Source organism: Flavobacterium sp. KBS0721, from assembly GCF_002007065.3.
GTDB lineage: Bacteria > Bacteroidota > Bacteroidia > Flavobacteriales > Flavobacteriaceae > Flavobacterium > Flavobacterium piscis.
This window is the reverse complement of the sequence record NZ_CP042170.1, coordinates 3,477,170-3,495,754: the sequence shown is the minus strand read 5'-3', so window position 1 is coordinate 3,495,754 and position 18,585 is coordinate 3,477,170. Positions and strand designations below refer to the sequence as shown.

8 protein-coding genes are annotated in these 18,585 nt (G+C 36.0%); all 8 read right to left on the bottom strand.

What is annotated here, in order from left to right:
* Positions 1–401 precede the first annotated feature (401 nt).
* The 8 genes from B0M43_RS15205 to B0M43_RS15170 all read right to left on the bottom strand — a co-directional run bounded on the left by B0M43_RS15205 (position 402) and on the right by B0M43_RS15170 (position 18,584).
* On the bottom strand, positions 402–2,741 hold the full coding sequence (locus B0M43_RS15205; RefSeq protein ID WP_078007469.1) for a glycoside hydrolase N-terminal domain-containing protein: 2,340 nt from the start codon (positions 2,739–2,741) through the stop codon (positions 402–404).
* A 133-nt stretch (positions 2,742–2,874) separates the two neighbouring features.
* Positions 2,875–5,814, bottom strand: a complete 2,940-nt coding sequence (locus B0M43_RS15200) for a discoidin domain-containing protein (RefSeq protein WP_078007470.1) — start codon at positions 5,812–5,814, stop codon at positions 2,875–2,877.
* A gap of 193 nt (positions 5,815–6,007) precedes the next feature.
* Positions 6,008–7,540: a RagB/SusD family nutrient uptake outer membrane protein gene (locus B0M43_RS15195; RefSeq protein WP_078007612.1), complete on the bottom strand. Its 1,533-nt coding sequence runs from the start codon at positions 7,538–7,540 to the stop codon at positions 6,008–6,010.
* A 25-nt stretch (positions 7,541–7,565) separates the two neighbouring features.
* Positions 7,566–10,592: a TonB-dependent receptor gene (locus B0M43_RS15190; RefSeq protein ID WP_078007471.1), complete on the bottom strand. Its 3,027-nt coding sequence runs from the start codon at positions 10,590–10,592 to the stop codon at positions 7,566–7,568.
* Positions 10,593–11,718: 1,126 nt separating this feature from the next.
* Positions 11,719–13,311, bottom strand: coding sequence for a solute:sodium symporter family transporter (locus B0M43_RS15185; protein ID WP_078007472.1), 1,593 nt, complete (start codon positions 13,309–13,311; stop codon positions 11,719–11,721).
* 3 nt (positions 13,312–13,314) lie between these two features.
* On the bottom strand, positions 13,315–14,331 hold the full coding sequence (locus tag B0M43_RS15180) for a GntR family transcriptional regulator (protein WP_078007473.1): 1,017 nt from the start codon (positions 14,329–14,331) through the stop codon (positions 13,315–13,317).
* Between the two features lie 62 nt (positions 14,332–14,393).
* Complete coding sequence (locus tag B0M43_RS15175) at positions 14,394–16,598, bottom strand: alpha-galactosidase (RefSeq protein ID WP_078007474.1); 2,205 nt, start codon at positions 16,596–16,598, stop codon at positions 14,394–14,396.
* Positions 16,599–16,613: 15 nt separating this feature from the next.
* The gene (locus B0M43_RS15170; protein ID WP_078007475.1) at positions 16,614–18,584 is read right to left on the bottom strand and encodes a sialate O-acetylesterase; all 1,971 of its coding nucleotides are present in this window, start codon (positions 18,582–18,584) and stop codon (positions 16,614–16,616) included.
* Position 18,585: the final 1 nt, after the last annotated feature.

Below are 18,585 nucleotides of genomic sequence, written 5' to 3'. Positions count from 1 at the left end.
ATGGCACGCGGATGTTACGGATTCGCTTCGCGAAAACGCGGATAAATACGGATTTTTTATTTTGCTCATAATTAACTTTACGTAATCTTGTCATTCTGAACGAAGGATCACACTAGTAAATCGACAAAGAGTAGTTCTTTTAGTTGCGGAGTTTCTTGTGTGATCTCTCTTTAGAAGCTTTGGAATTAAAATAACAAGATCGTGTAGAATTTCATTATGAATAGACTCCAGCTTTAGCTGGAGATCAAAAAGAGTCGAATATAAAAATGGCTTTAGCCAAAATACATTATGATTTCGGCTAAAGCCATATTGCATATCATTTTATAATCTCCAGCTAAAGCTGGGGGCTATTCAAGTATTAGACTTAACAGGTTTTAAAAACCTGTTAGGTCTTGTTGTTATTACAATTTAGAAGAAGTGATTTCTTTTAATTCTCCATTTACCTTCACTTTTACTTTTGATGGTATTGCAGATAAAATTTCATATTTAGTTACTTTGCCTTTTTCCCATTTGATGTTTACGGTAAAATTTCCTTCAGCTTTAAGTCCTTTTACTTCTCCCTCATTTAACCAAACATCTGGCATTGCGGGCAATAATTCGATAAATCCGGCATGACTTTGAATCTGCATTTCGCCAATTCCGGCAGCTGCACCAAAATTTCCATCAATTTGAAATGGCGGTCCTGCTGAAAGTAAATTTGGATAAACTCCTCCTCCTGCACCATAATTTATGTTGGTTGCAAGCGTTGGTCTTAATATTGTTTTTAATAATTTATAAGCTCGGTTTCCTTCTTTCAAACGAGACCAAAACAGCATTTTATAGGCGATTGACCAGCTTGGTCCGTCATCACCTCTTACTTCAAGTGTTTTTTTAGCGGCTTCTGCCAATTCTGGTGTACTTTCCGGAGTTATTAAAGACGCTGGATATAGTCCGTATAAATGAGAAATGTGACGATGTTGCGCGTCTGGCTCTTTATAATCTTTTAGCCATTCCTGAATTCTTCCGTCAGGCGAAACTACTCCCGCCGGAGGTAATAATTTTAATCGTTTTTCAAGTTCGATTCTTAGATCATTGTCCAATCCTAATTTTGTTGATGCTGTGATTACGTTATCAAATAATTCACGAACAATTTGATTGTCAATTGTTGGTCCCATACAAACGTGTGCATCCTGTCCGTTTGGCAAGAAAAATGAATTCTCAGGCGATACAGATGGTGAAGTTACCAACCAGCCCGTTTCCGGATCTTTTACCAACATGCTGTTATAAAACTGGGCCGCGCCTTTTATTATTGGATAAATTTCAGCCAGATATTCTTTATCATTTGTATACAAATAATGGTTCCATAAATTGTTGCACAACCAGCCGGAACCTGCTTTTGCAATTCCCCAGGAAGCACTTTCTCCCGGTTCTGTAAATCCCCAAACATTGGTAATTACGTGTGCTACCCAACCATCAGCATTGTAATAGGCTTTGGCTGTTTTTTCGCCGTAAGGCACCATTTGCTTCACCAAATCTTTTAAGGGAAGGTTTAATTCTGATAAATTGCCCGTTTCTAATGCCCAGTGATTCATTTGTACATTTACGTCAAGGTGGTAATCTCCGTTCCAGGGTGTTTGAACCTGATGCGCCCATAATCCTTGTAAATTTGGCGGTAATAATCCAACTCTGGTACTGCTGATACTTAAATAACGCCCGTATTGGTAAAACAAAACAGGAAGTCCGGTATCTGAATCTGAATCCTTCATAAAAGCATCTAAACGTTCGTTTGTAGGCAACGCTTTTTTTGTTGATTTTCCGAAATTCAACGCCACACGATTGAATAACTTTTGATAGTTTTCGATATGTGTTTTCTTCTGATCCTGATATTTCTTTTGCATTGCTGCCTCTAAAATTTTATCTACTGAAGATTCGAAGTTTTTATCTTTAAAATCTGTTCCCATCGAAATAAACAGTACTACTTCGGTTGCATTTTTTATTTCAATTGTATTATTAGTATAGAAGGCATTTCCGTCTTTTAACTGCGCTTTTACTTTTGCTTTATAACGCATTCCTTTTCCGTCGATGCCGTTGTTTAACTGACCTGACATTACAAGAGAATTATCGTTGCCATTTACGGTTTTAAAATGCCCTTGCCTGTCTAACTGAACAGTAAAATTCAGTTTCCCTTTTTTGCTTGCAGTCAATTTGATAAAAGCCGCATCATCGCCAAAACCTGCAAAGTATTCACGTTTGTAAGTAACTCCGTCAAGTACAAATTGAGTCGCTGCAACTGCCGTTTGTATGTCGAGATTTCTGCTGTAATTTACAGGCTGTGATTTGGTTTTGTAATCAAATTTTAAAGTCATATCTCCCAAAACCTGATAACAGCCAAATTGTACATTGGCTCCGTCTCCGCTTCCTGAACCCGGGCCTGTACAAACAAAATTCTCATTGATTAGTTTTTCGGCATCACTGTTTTTATTGGCCAGAAGTAATTCTCTTATCTGAGGTAAAAAAGTATAGGCTTTATAATTGTTAGCATCTTGAGGCGATCCGCTCCATAAGGTAATATCGTTTAGCACCAATTTTTCGGTTGTGATTCCGCCATCCGGCATGATTCCTAAACGCCCGTTTCCTAATGGTAAAGTTTCTTCCCATTGCGATGCAGGTTTGGTATACCATAATTCTAACGGATTAATTTGCGAATAGCCCAAAAAAGGCAATAGTATAAAAAGTAATGCTTTGTATTTTTTGATATTCATAATTATCTTTTTTTGCCACTGATTAAAGGATTTGAAATGATTTTAATTAGTGGTAAATTTATTTAATCGATTTCGGTATTATTAAACCTGACAGGTTTTAAAAACCTGTCAGGTTTGCTTTGAGAATACTTTGTTATTTATTATAAGGAACAGCTTTTATAAGCGGTTTTTCGCCATTTTTCAAAAGTGTTTCATCAAATTCTACTATAATTTCTTTGCTTTCTCCTTTTAGCAAAGTAAAATAACTATCGCTTACAATTGCCGGTAAAATCTGAGCTCCGGTTTTGTCATTTAATGTTTGAATATGGATTCCAAAAGCAATTCCTTGTGGACTTGAAACTTTTGATTTTATCACATATTTTCCGTTTTGTTTCACCACTTTACTGGAAACATTTACGTTTGCTTTTGGCAGTTTATTCAGTTCTGTGAAATCTTTCATGTTGATTCCTCTCCAATAAAAATTCTCGCTGATTAATTTATTCTGAGCATCTTTTAATTTTAATCGAATAAAATGTACCGGACTTAAATCTGAAGTATTGGCATCAGCACCAAAAACTTTAAAATCGTAAAGTGAATATCCCCAACCTGAACCGCGTTTTATACCCAACATTCGAACATAACGCGCTTTTACTTCATCAAACGAAATGGTTTCAAGACCTTGTTTTCCTTCTTTTATAACGCTTGTGTCTGTCCAGTTTTTTGCATCGGTGCTTACCTGAATTTTATATTCTTTTCCAAAGGCATTTTCCCAGTTTAAAACTACTCTGTTTATGGTATATTCGTTTTCAAGATCTATATAAATCCATTCATTATCTGTTGATTTACTTGCCCAACGGCTGTTTGAATCTCCATCTGTAACGTCTCTTAGATTTCCTCCATCTGTTGAAGAAGCTGTTGCATTTTTTTGAAAAGCAAGATCTTTTTGGTTCGAATAAAACGGAATCACAAAACTCTCCGTCGCAGTATTCGAATAAGAATCGACAGTCGCATTTTGTTTGAATTTCGATACTGATTTTCCATCCATATTAAATACTTCGGCTTCGGCCTTTAAATTCTTGAAATCAGTTCCTGTCGTGTTAATTACTTTAACCGAATTATTTACTGAATTCCATTGAATATGCATGGGCTCACAAGCCGATTTTACGCCCCAATATGCTCCTGTTAAATCATAATAATAGTCATACGTTTGCCAAACCATACTAGGATAAGAAGATTGACTCATCCAGATCATGATCCCTGAAGCATCTTCCCACATATGATCTAACCAGCCTTCGTACATCGCTTTGTTAGTTTCGATATTTAGTAATTGGGCTTTTGTGGTATATTCTTCGAGATTATTTGGTTTTCCGTAACGTTCATTTATGCTATTATCATAATTGTCCGGCGAAGCATTAAAGGCTTTTTCTCCAAAGAAATGTTTGTCCCACATTTCGTTTCTTGGCCACCAGTCTTTTTCAGGAATAAATTTCTTAAAACTTTCAATGTTTGGGAAAACGGCTGTACCAATTTCAGTTCTTAAACCCCAACTTGGGCCATCTCCTGTCCCCACATAAGCCGCAGGATATTTGGTAAAATAAAACCTCGGATCTTTATTGCCCCAAAGTCCGCTGCCGCTTAAATTTCGTGTGTTGGAACAAGGCTGATAATATCTGTCATTATTATCAAAAGTCTTTATATTTTCGGCAATCCAGCCGTTTAACGGAGGTTGTGGTAATCCTTCGTTATTCCCGCACCAAACTGCTATGCTCGCATGATTTCTTACTCGTTTTATTTTCTCAATCACATTGCTATTAAAAACGTGAATGTCTAATGGCAAGTTTGGATTTGCATTGAGCCAAAAATCATCCCAAACCATAATTCCATATTTATCACAAGCCTGATAAAATTCATCATCTGTGGTAGAACCTAACCAGTTACGAATGATATTATAATTCATTTCTTTGTGGAGTTTCACTTTAAGATCGTATTCGTCTCCTCTGCAACGAAGCATATATTCGCTCATTCCCCAGTTTCCTCCTTTTAGAAAAACGCGTTTTCCGTTTATCGAAACATGCAGAACTCCACCTTCTGTATCGTAGGTATATTTTTTGATTCCGAAGGTTATTTTTTGAGTATCCGAAACTACATCTTCAATTTTCAAAGTAAACTGACACGTGTATAAATTAGGATCTCCGTAACCATTTGGCCACCATAATTTAGGATTCTGAATCGAAAGTTCCGGAAATTGTTCTTTATTTAAATGTACGCTTGTAATTGCGTTTGCATCTAAATTTATTTTTTTAGAAAAAGTAATATTTCCTGGCATAATTACTCCTGTCAAAACTCCTTCCTGATTTTGTGCCGAAGAATTTTTCAATTCCACTTTTACGTCAAGATCTGCTCGTGCATTCGAAGGTAAATTGGTATGAATCCACGGATCTACAATCGTAATTTTGTTTGTATTGCTAAGAAAAACATCATCAGTAATACCGGAATTTAATCCTGGTACATACGGCATCCAATCCCAGCCGGCGCTTGAAATATAGGTTGGACTTCCGTAATTATTTAAAGGCGTTTTGGGAATACTTACCAAAACTGCCAGAACATTTTTATCGCTGCGATGCACCAACTTAGTAATATCAAATTTACCACGTTGCATCATTCCGCTAAGTGTGGCTATTTTTTTTCCGTTAAGGTAAACATCACCTTCGCGATTGATTCCTTCAAAATTTAACCAGATAATATCTTTTGTAAAATTTTCCGGAACTTTAAATTCGGTGCGATACCAAAAACTTCGATCGTATTTTGCTTTATCAACCTGATAAATATTGTCGCCATAATTAGGATCTTTTTCTAATCCGCTTACGACATACGAATTGAAAATGGTACCCGGAACAACGGCATTTACCCAATTTGTTCCTGAATAATTTGGGGTAAATATTTTAAGACTGTCCTGTCCTACTTCTGCCTGCGGTTTGACTTTCCAAACGATATCAGAAGAGTTTAAACTTACTTTGTTTTGAGCATAAATACTTAACGAAAAAGCATTTAAAACTAATAACCATATAAAAAAGTGAATATTATTAAACTTCATATTACTATTTGATTCGTTTACATTTTTGTAAACATTAAAAAAAGAATGCCATTTTGGACTAAGTTTTTTCTAACAGAAAACTTCGTACTGTTATTACCTAAATCCAAAATGGCATTGCAAATCAAAACTGTGACTAACCAAAAATCACGTGACCAAAAAATAAAAAATTACATTAAAATTGTCTTCAAAAACATTAATATCCTGGATTTTGGTTTTCCGGACCAATTTCATCATTAAGCTTGATTTCTCCGATAGGAATAGGATAAAGATTATGAAATGCAGCAATTGTACCGTTTTGTTTTGCCCATTTGTTACGGGCACCTACTAATTCTACCAATTTTCCTGTGCGAAGAAGATCCATTCTTCTCCAGCCTTCAAAAGCTAACTCACGCATACGTTCGTCAAGAATTTGCACTCTGAACTGAGATTGGGAAAGTCCGCTCCATTTCATTGCTTCAGGTAATGTTCCTCCAAAAGCTCTTGTACGAACCTGATTTACATATCCTTCTGCTTCTGTCGTGTTTCCTAATTCATTTAAACATTCTGCGTAGTTAAGTAATACATCTGAGTATCTGATATAGGCTTTATTTTTTCCCGAATTCCAAAATGATTGTTTTCCTTCTACACGAATATCTTCAAATTTTTTAATGTGTGGATCTAACTCATCACCACCAAAACCAGCAGGAAGTGTAGGTTTAACTCCTTTATAAGTAAAATCATAACGAATACTTGCCTCTTTACGTACATCACCTGGTTCCCATATTCCGCCATCTGTTTTATCTTTATAACAATATTGAGTAGGAAGTATAAGATCATAACCGCCAAAATAAGCATATTGGTTTATGTTTGCTAAAACTCTTGAACCTGTCTGCCATTGTATCTGGTTGTTATCAGGCCAGTTATTAGTATACTGCCATTCATATAAGGATTCTGAAGAATTAGCGTGATCCGGACTAAAAACATCTGCGTAATTAGGCAATAAACTATACTTTCCGGAAGTAATAACTTCTCCAAACCATTGCTTTGCTTTAGTATAATCACGATGTCCTGAAGCTTCAGGAGCATATAGATATACTTTTCCTAAAAGCGCCTGAGCTACCCCTTTTGCAGGAAATGCAGGATTGCTTTGTGATACAGGAAGTTTTTCAATTGCTCGTTCTAAATCGGCTATTATATAAGAATAAACCAAAGGCAAAGGCTGACGTCTTAAACCAAATTCTGCTGTTTTTGCTTTATCATTAATAGGTATTTCTCCCCAATATTGTGTAAGTTCAAACATTAATGTTGCTCTTAAAAAACTAGCTTCACCCATTAAGAGATCACGTTTTGCACTATCATCTTCGGTATTAGTCCCTAATGCTCTAATAGTTTGCGCAGCTACTTCAATTACTGGCCATCTGTCATTCCACAATTGTCCAATTGCCTGATTCTCCTGACTTAGAAAACCATTGTACAAATCAAGTCCTGCCTGGTTTGCATCTCCGGTTACCTGCAAAGCACCTTGTTGCGCTTCGTCTGTACCAAGAGAAGTATAAAGCCCTGCACGGTCTTTTTGCATATTTCTCCAATTCGTAATCGCTCCTAAAAGAACAGGCTCTATTTTACCTAAACTGCCATATGCCTGTGCAGCAGTAAGTGAACTTTTAGGCTCTTCCTCTAAAAAATCTGAAGAACAGGAGGCTGAGAATATTGCCACGGCCATAAAGGCTATAATTTTTGCTTTCATAAAATAATTTTTTAAATTAATTTGATTAAAGAGATACATTTAATCCCATAACTACCATTCTGGAAATTGGATAAGAATCTCCTCCCTCTGGATCATACCCTTTGTATTTCGTTACAATAAATAGATTTGATCCCGTTACATAAAACCTTACATTTTTAAGAAAAACACTTTCTGCAACCTTGTCTTGTAATGTATACGATAATGTAAGTGCATTTAATCTTAGGAATGAAGCATCTTGTATTGCCTTATCGGTCTCACCCAAAGTATATCTTCCTCCTCCATAATAAGCTCTTGGTACATCTGTATTGGTATTGGTAGGAGTCCAACGATCTAAAAGATCTGTATGTGCTGCACTCATACCTCCTGAGTTCATATAGCTTTCGTAGGTACCACTTGGTCTCTTACCTCCTATTGAATAAGAAAACACGGCGTTTAATGCAAAACCTTTATAATTAAGATCTGTAGAGAAACCTCCATAATAATCAGGATTCAAATCACCAACCACATACCTGTCCTGATCGTTTATTACTCCATCGCCATTGCGGTCTTTAATTTTAATATCCCCAGCCTGAACAGTTCTACTTCCGTAATTTACTCCGGTAAGATTTTCTCCCTGTTGTGCAATACCATCATATTGAAATACATAAACTGTGTTTACCGATTGGCCTAAGAAAAAGTTCCCTGTACGTTGGATCTCATTGTTGCTATAACCACCCAGGTTGTAGATCTCTGTAGCATCTCCATAAAGTTTTGTAACTTTATTTTTTGCCGATGATATGTTGGCAGAAACATTCCATTTAAAGTCCTTGTTTCTAATAATGTCACCTCTAAGTTCTACTTCTATACCCTCATTAGTGGTAGCACCAATATTATCCAGCTTATATTTATATCCTGATGAAACCGGCATATTACGCAACATTAAAAGGTCGTCATTATTGATATGAAAATAATTAGCACTTGCAGTCAATCTGTTTTGAAAGAAGCCAGTATCTAATCCAACATTAAATTGTTTTTGTTTTTCCCATCTTAAATCAAAATTATCAATATAATTATCAGACACGTAAGTCCCTGAATTGTTACTAACTTGTGCGTTATATAATGCAAAATACCTGTAAGCATCTACATTTTGATTCCCCACCATACCATAACCTACACGAAATTTAAGTTGATCTAATTTTTCAAATCCTGAAAGGAAATTTTCTTTGGCAATATCCCAACTTCCTGCTATTGAAGGAAAGGTTCCCCATTTGTTATTAGGTCCAAATTTAGAAGAACCATCTCTTCTTACTGTACCGGTAATAGTGTATTTACCATCATAAGTATAGTTCGCTCTTGCAAAATACGATTGGTTTGAATAATCTGTAAAATTCGAGCTTAACTGCGCATTATCTTTTTGATATGCACCTGATAATGCCATATAGGTCAAATCATCACTAACAAATCCGCGAGCTCTTACATCAGTACTATTCCCTGAATTACTCATTACAGAAAATCCTCCCATAAGATTTACGTCATGCTTTGCAGCAAAAACTTTACTGTAACTTACAGTATTATCCCACTGATAATTGAATTGTGAATATCTATAATGATGCGCTTCTCCATCCATAGAATTTCTAAGCGACTGTCCTGTGTAACTTGGTATATAATCAAAATTTGCCTGATCTGCAATATCTACAGACAAAGTAGTTCTGATATCAAGACCTTTTAGCGGTTTTGCACTTAAGAAATTACTACTGGTAAGTCTGTTACGTGAGCTTGAATTTATGATATCAAGACTTCTTATCGGATTGTAAAGATTCTGGTCAAACACTTCACCATATCTAAGATAAGTAGACTTAGCGTCAATAGGCAATAGTGGATTTGCTCCCAATGCCACACCAAAGGCACTTCCTTCCTGATAATTGCTCTTGCTTCTTGAAAAAGTAGTATTGGTACCAAACTGCAGCCATGATTTTAAATCCTGCGTAAGGTTAATTTTTCCGTTGTATCTTTTAAAATCAGAGTTTTTAAGAAGTCCTTCCTGATTAACATAATTAAAACTCACAAAATAAGTTCCTTTTTCTCCGCCTCCGCTAAAACTTAAATTATGATTCGTTTGAAAACCTGAACGCGTTACCTGATCTAACCAGTTGTAACTTTTACCCGTTCTGTAAGATTCCAATTCATAAGGCGCAAATACAGTCGAACCATTTGACTTAATTTGGTTAACATAAGCAGCACGATCAGCACCGGGATTTTCATCCATATAACGATTCGCATAAGCATCAACCCTAAGATCAAATAATTGCTGGCCATTCATCAACGGGATCGTTCTTGCAAATTCAGAGACACCGGTCCATGTATCATATTGTATTTTTGCTTCTCCAGATCTTGAACCTTTTTTTGTTGTAATTACGATTACTCCATTCGCTGCTCTTGAACCATATAGTGCAGTTGCCGAAGCATCTTTAAGCACTTCCATACTGGCAACATCGTCAGGATTAATGTTTTCAAAATTGCTGTCGGTAATCAAACCATCTATTACAAATATTGGGTTACCGCCAAAGTTTAGAGAATTATTTCCCCTAATTCTTATTGTACCAGACTGACCAGGTACAGCACTTTGTTGTACATATACACCCGAAGCACGTCCTTGTAGCGCCTGCACCACATTTGGCGTTGGAACCTCTCTAAGTTTATCACCAGAAACACTGCTTACAGCACCCGTTAGATCTCCTTTTTTCATTACAGCTCCAACTATTACAACTTCATTTAATTCCTGAGAGCTTGGTTTTAAAGAAACATTTACAACCGAATTATTGGCCGAAACACTTTGCGTATTAAATCCTATGAAACTGAATTCTAAAGTAGATCCAGTTTTAACATTGGTTAATTTGTAACTTCCGTCAATGTCCGTTACCGTCGAGGTCTGTGTACCCTTTACTATAACTGTAGCGCCAGGTAATGGTAAATTTTCATTATCTGTAACTTTACCGGTGATGGTTTGGGAATAAAGTGTACCGGCGGACATCATAACTACTAAGAAGCATAAGTATCTTATTGCGATTCTCATAATGATTTGGTTTTTAGTTAATAAAATATTGAGTTGGTTTTTTTGAATTATTGAGCATTTAAAATATGAGAAAACGAATTGAATTATACTATACTATACTACAACAATACAAACATACAAATATTTTCATAACAACCAAATTTATGTTTTAAGAATTTGTTATTTTTTTCCTCGTTTTATTTCGGCTTTAGTATAAATAAGCACTTTTAAACAGTAAAAAGAAAAAAAAGAAAGCAATAAAATAAAGAAATCTCAGACAAAAATTCAATCATTCACGCTTCTAGACAAAGAAAACAACCACTTTTTAACGATTTACGATATATAAATTTTGTTTGGCAATAATCATCATAAGAGCTCGGTTTCTAAAAAATTATTACTAAAAACATTATAAAAAAATCTCAATTAAAGGCTTAAAATCGTAAAACGAATACCTAATTTCTTTGCGTAAAACCGACACATTGATGGGGGTTTTTACATTACAAGACATATTTTATCATCAATACATTCAGTTTTAAACAGTAATCTTTGTTGATATTCTTTGCCATAGCACACAGATGACACGGATTTGCTTCGCAAAAACGCGGATTTTTTGTTTGTCATCCCGAGGAACGAGGGATCTCCACTAGCATCTCTACAAAGATTGGCGATTTTGCAGGAGGAGTTTCTTGCGGAGATCCCTCGTTCCTCGGGATGACAAGACTGCGTTTACTTTACGTTGAACACTTTTCATCCAACATAACCCCAAAGTATTTGTCATCCTGACGCAGGAAGGATCACACAAGAAGCTCGACAAAGATTGCGGCATCACTTTACGGAATTACTAGTGTGATCATTCCTGCGTCAGGATGACAAGATTGTGGTTACTTTGCAAGTAAAATAAAAAATCCGTTTTGATCCGTGTTTTTGCAAAGCAAATCCGTGTCATCTGCGTGCCATGACAAAGAAATTCTATAAAGATTGTCGATCATAATTGTGAAGCTTCTTTGCGTTAGACGCACTGCTGTGCGTCTCTACGATAAAAACCCTCGTTCATAATGAAACAAAAAAAGGACGCACAAACATGCATCCCTATAGTAAAACCTTTGAACCTTTGTCCCTCAGAACCTTAGTACCTTAGTACCTCATCCTAAGCTATCCCCCATTTCGAGAATAAAACAAAAATACTCACCATACCCATTAAAAGTAAAGCGAAATACCAATAACGGTTTTTCCAAGGCGATAATTCGAGAGATTCAATTTTGATTTCGGTGTATTTATATTTTGGATAAAACCTGGCAACCACCAGCATACATATTGTGGTAAACACAAATAATAACGCCAGCATATGCAAATAATGCAGTTTGATATCTAATATATAATTGAAGACGATATAACTAAAAATAAAGAATATCATTCCGATTTTAGCGGCCTGTGGCGGAACTTTTTTAGACACAAAACCTACCAGAATAATCGTGAAAATGGGCACACAAAACATTCCGCCCAGTTGTTGCAAATAGGTATAAAATCCTGCTTTGCTAAACATGATAAACGGAGCAGAAAACATCGCCAAAGCCGAAACAATAATTTCGAATTTTCGTCCGGTGTAGACCAAATGCTTTTCTGTAATTTCTTTGTTTCTTTTTTCTAACCACGGTTTATAAAGATTGAGTACAAACAATGTACTACTGCTGTTTAAACCGGCATTAAAAGTACTTATCGCTGCGCCAAGAACAACTGCAGCCGTAAGACCAATCATAACACCAGGCAAAGTATCTTTTACCACCAGAGGAAAAACCTCAGCAGTGTTTTCAAGATTACTATAGAGATGAACTCCTACCAATCCCGGAATATTTATAATAAACGGACACAGCAATTTTCCTAAACAAGCCAATCCCATCCCTTTCTGGCTGTGCGATAAACTCTTTGCCGAAAGTGCTTGCTGAACAATAAATTGCTCCATTCCCCAATAATACAAGTTCATGATAAACATCCCGGTAAAAATGGTACTCAGCGGAATTTCGTCTTTTGGACCTCCAATAGCATTGAGATGTTCTGTATGTTGAGACAGCAAAATATGAAATCCTTTAAACCAATCTCCATTACCCAGAAATTTGAATCCGAAGTACGGGAAAGCAATCCCAATGGTCAATAAACCGATACTTAAAATGGTATCACTGATAGATATTGCTCTTAAACCTCCCAAAACCGAATAAGCGCAGCCTGTTAGCCCTATCACCCAAACCATAATCCAGATGTTTTGCCAATAGCTTAATTGTAAAGGCGCTATAAAATTGAACATTCCGGTAAGTGCCACCGCTCCACCGTATAAAACAGCTGGTAATAAGTTCACGACATAACTGCACAGAAATACAATCGACACTAATCTTTTGGTCGAATTATCGTAGCGTTTTCCCAGATAATCCGGAATTGTCATGGCTCCGGTACGAAAATAAATAGGCAAAAAGAACTCCGCTACAAGCAACATCGCCAGCACAGAACTTACGCCCCATGCCATAACGCTCATATTGTTAGTGTATATGGATTCGTTTTCGCCTATAAATTGATTCGCACTTATATTACTTAGTAATAAGGCTCCTCCTACTATAAAAAAATTGTTGTTATGATCTGCAAAAAAAAGTCCGTTTGTAGTTTGAACCTTTTTTTTACGTGTTTTTAAAGCTGAAAATAAGGCGATAAAACCCGTAATGAGCAAAAAACTAACAATCGACAATACACTCATAAACTACAGCGAATTTCTATCAACTAAAATTGTTGGAACAATCTCCTGAATCTTTTTACGATTCAGCACAAAGTTCGCCGCTTTTTTTCCCATTTCAGAGAAATCTGTAGAGAATGTAGTTACTCCGTCAAAAATAATTTCTTTTACGATATCATCATTATGCGAAATAAAACCAATGTCTGAACCAATTTTTAGCCCTTTGATTTTGGAGTCTTTCAGCATTTCCCAAAGTTCAAGATTGTGAATTGTGAAATACACTTTTCCTTTCTCCAGAGAACCTGAAACATACTCTTCTTTGATAACTCCTTTGATATCATAATCCTTCATGAATCTTTTAAAAGAATTTAAGATTTCATCAGGTTCTGCGGATGAGGGTTTAAAGAAGAAAATGATCTCGTCGTACTTTTTAATTTTATCTTTAAGCTGCACAAAAGCATTGTAAGACGAATCTCCAAACTCTTGTGCAACATAATTATAATCTTCATCTGTTTTTATAAAACGGTCTACCAGTAACACTCTGTTGGTAGGCAATTGTTTTAAAACAGCCGGTGTTTTTTTACTCGGAATTGGAGCGATGACAAACATGCCGTATTTCCCTTTTATATTTTGAACAATACTTTCGAACGTATCAAAATTATTGTGGTGAAAAAAGATATCCAGCTGAATGTTCTTTCCCAGACCTTTTCTAAAATTCTCGTAAAACGTTTCCTGAAAAATATCAAATGCAAATATTAGCAAAGCCACTTTTAACTCTTGCTTTACATCATTGGTCGCAACAAAATAACCCAATCGGTTTTTTGATTCGATAATTCCTCTGTGCACAAGTTCTTTATACGCTTTGGCAATGGTTTCTCTCGCAAAGCCCAATTCACTTATAAATGTATTTACAGATGGCAGTAAATCGCCTTTTGTAACCACTTTTTCATCAATGGCATTAATTATACCCTGAACCAATTGCTCATGTTTAGATAAGGAATTGATGGATTCCAGATTTTTTATCTGTTGGATAATTTGCTTCATAAAACGTTTTAATAGGTATTTATTTAGAAATCAATTACAAATATATACTAATGTTTGAGATTTTAAGCCTTTGTAATTTTTAAAACAACACTTGTATTAGAAGAATTTACATTAGGATTAATTCCTACCTGCATTAAAAAATCACCTGAATATGTGGCGGTTTCTACCACTGGTTTTTTATCAGGATATACGTTGATTTCTTCTACTTTATAGTTTTGTCCGGCTTGTAAACCTTTTAATTTTATTGGTAAATGTGTTCCTGCTTCGTAACGGGAATTAACAGAATAAGTAAAAACTACCGCTTCATTTCCGTTTTTGTTTACAAACATTACCGATGCCGCATCATTACCCCAGGGATTTTGCAAACGGTATTGGTCTCCCTGCCAAATGGTGTTGCTCAATGCATTATAGTTTTTAATTGCCTGCTGAGCAAAAGTCAAATCTTTCTCGTTCAGGTCTTTTACTACAATATCAAAACCTAATCTTCCCATCATGGCAACATCGGTACGGTATTTTAAAGGTTGTTTTCCCCAATCTGTAACGTGTGCCGCGATTGTCAGTGCAGGATAGAAATAAGAGTATTCCCATTGCATATATACACGCTCTAAAGGATCCGTGTTATCACTTGGCCAGAATTCTGTAAAGTATTTCAAAGCTGCATAATCTACTCTTCCTCCACCACCGGAACAAAGCATCATAGGAACTGTTGGATATTTTACTCGAATGCGCTCCAGAACTTTATACAATCCTGTTACATAATCTGTGTAAAAATTATTTTGTTTGTCTTTTAAATTGCTTGAATAGGCGTTATAAATCACCGCATTACAATCCCATTTAATATATGCCAATTCCGGATTTTCTGTAAAAAGATTATCCACAACACCATAAACAAAATCCTGAACTTTTGGGTTAGATAAATCCAAAACCAATTGGTTACGGAAATAATGTTCTGTTCTTCCCGGTTGTTTGATGATCCATTCCGGATGTTTTTTGTACAAATCACTCGCCGGATTTACCATTTCAGGCTCGATCCAGATTCCGAATTTTACCTGATTGTCTTTGGCTGTTTGTACCAAAGTTCCAATTCCGTTTGGTAATTTCTTTTTGTTTACGTCCCAGTCTCCAAGAGCTGCGTCATCATTATTACGAGGAAAATTGTTTCCGAACCATCCATCATCCAATAAAAACATATCAACACCCAGTTTTTTACTATCGGCAATAAGTACTTTCAATTTATCTTCATCAAATTTAAAATAAGTAGCTTCCCAGTTGTTCAGCAATGTCATACGGCTTCCTTTTCCGTCTAATATTTTATAACTTCTTGACCAGTCGTGTAGGTTACGGCTTGCATTACCTTTTCCTTTAGATGATAAAGTGTACCAAAATTTAGGCGTGGTAAAAACTGTATTTTTTGCCAGTGAATAAGCCGCTGCTGCATTATTAATCCCCGAAATAACACGAAGATTATTTAACGGATCTAATTCAAGATCGGTACGGAAATTTCCTGACCATTCTAAACCTGCAAACAACACTTTTCCTTCGTCTTCTGTAGCTGGTTTATCCAAAGAAACCATAAATACAGATGGTTGAAACAAGTTGGCACGCGCTCCTAATTTGGTATCCAAAACTTTAATTCCGTGTGTTAGTTTGGTTTCTTCAGGCTGCATTTCTTTTGCCCAGTCACCATGATATTGGTTCAGGTAAAAGTTGTTGAATCCTTTCAAATACAAATTGGCTGATGCATATTTGTTTAACGTAATATTTCCTTTTTCAGAATGCTTAATTGTTGTCCATTGCTCGATAACATCAGTATCATAGTACGACTGAATAAACATATGCACCTCGATTGGGTAAACATTATCTTTTAGTGTGATTTCGGTTTGAGAAACTCCTGTACTTACTGTTGTTGTTTTATGATCTACATATAACAAATCCAGTGAAGTATTTCCGTCAGCATGTGTTACGGCAATAGCTGGTTCTAATAGGTTTTTAGAACCTGATGGTGTATAAGCTGCATTGTAAATTCCTGAATAATCTGTTCCTTGTTTGAACTGACTTTGTATTTTTACGTAATCAAAATCGTTTGCTAATTTTTCGCCTAAATAAATGGTGTTCACTTCTTTTCCCGGAGTTACCTGCAAAACAAGCGCATTACTTTTTGTTTTTACTGATATAATTTGTTGCGCCGAAACGGGGCTGCAATAACTCGCCAGCATAAAAAATGCTATCCCAAAAGATTGCCTTAAAGTGGTAATGTGTTTTTTCATTTTATTCTATTTTTTTTATTTCTTTTCTTGTGTAATTCCTGCCCAAACATCTGTTCTAAAAGATGATGCAGGCAATCCCGATTCGTTTGTTAAATTTCCGTCAGGATTATCAGCCCAGTTGTAGCGAACAGCAACCGGACTTGGTACTTCCTGAGCATATACCTCGACTTTGCCGTTTACTACTTTGGCTACAGCCCAATAAAACTTTTGGTCTGATCCTGCAATACTAAATCCTTTAAGCGTATCGTCTCTGGCTTTTATATTTTTATTAAAATCAAAATCAACCTTAACTGTATTTCCTTTTATGTTGTACGATTTATACAACGGTCCTGAGTAATCGATTTTGGTATTGTATACTTTCGCCAAAGCTATACTCGCCAAACGACCTCCTACATCTTGTTTGTTTTTTGGGTGAATGTCTTCTCCGTTTCCGATATCGGTTGTAACAGCCATTCCGGTGTTGGGTAATTTCAAAGCTTTAAATTGCGCTTCTCTCAACTCTGCCCAATCTGAATCTCCCGGTTGTTCTTTTTTCTGTTTGTAATTCGCCAATTGAACAAAGAAAAACGGTAAATTTTTATCTTTAAATTTATTTCTCCAATCGTTTATCAACAGCGGAAATAACTTTTGGTATTGATACGCTCTTTCGGCATTACTTTCTCCCTGATACCAGATTACGCCTTTTATTTTATAATCTATCAAAGGTGCAATCATGGCATTGTATATCGCGCTTGGTCTGTTTTGGCCTTGAGCCAAATAAGGTTTAGCAGGCAAATCTTTGATATCTGCGCCAATATTATATTTCCAGTCTCCGGCTAATGAAATGGTTTCTTTTGCTGATTTTAAAGTGAAATTCTCATCTCCGTAAACTCCGCCGTTTCCTGCTCCGTCAAAAACTCGTATTGTTATAATGTTCTCGCCTTTTTTGAGAAACTTCGACGGAATTGTATAATGACGTTCTACATTATAACCTTTGGTTTCGCCAATATAATTTCCGTTAAACCAAATCATATCGTCATCATCTGCCAAATAACTTAGGGTAAAGTCGGAATTGGTTGAAGTAATATTTACTTTTTTTCGAAACCAGACTACGCCATCAAAATTGGATAATCCTTTATTTTCAAAAAATGCCGGCAATGGCATGGTTTTCCAATATGAATCATCAAAATTGACTGTTGTCCAAATGGCTTTTAAGTTTTGAAATCCTTTATCTGAATCTGTCAATTTCTTTTCCCAGATGGTCATATCGGCATTATACTTTTTCAGTAAAGCCTCCTGATCAACTTCAGATTTCATCGCCTGAATTTCGGCATCAAAATCATGAATGGTGGTTAACGCTCCGGAACTTGTCCAGGCTTCTATAAGTGTTCCTCCCCAGGAAGAATGAATTAACCCAATTGGAATCTTTTTTTCGTTGTAAATCTTTCTTGCAAAAAAATAAGCCGTTGCGCTAAAATCAGCTATCGTTGCAGGACTGCAAACATTCCACCCGTCGTGTTGTACTTTTAGTGTGTTTAATGGTAAAGTACTTTCTATATGTTCTGCCTGTAATAATCGTATTTGAGGATAATTAGCATTGGCTATTTCTTCCTTATAATTATTGATTTTTCCCCAACCTTCCAGCGGCATTTCCATATTACTTTGTCCGGAACACAACCAAACTTCGCCAATTAAAATATTGTTGAGCGTTTTAATTGTTCCGTCATTTATAGTAATCGTGTACGGTCCTCCATAAACCGGAGTTTTAAAAACTACCTTCCATTTGTCATTTTCGACATTGGTTTTATATGTTTTTTTATCCCATGAAGTCGTAATACTTACTGATTTTGCATCGCTTTCTCCCCAAAACGGAACGGCGCTTTTTTGCTGCAGCACCATATTATCGGTAAAGAAAGAAGGTAATGATACTGTAGCATTAACCGCATTTGACGACAGAATAAACAACGTCAATAATAGCATCGTTTTCTTAAAAAACTGTTTTTTCATA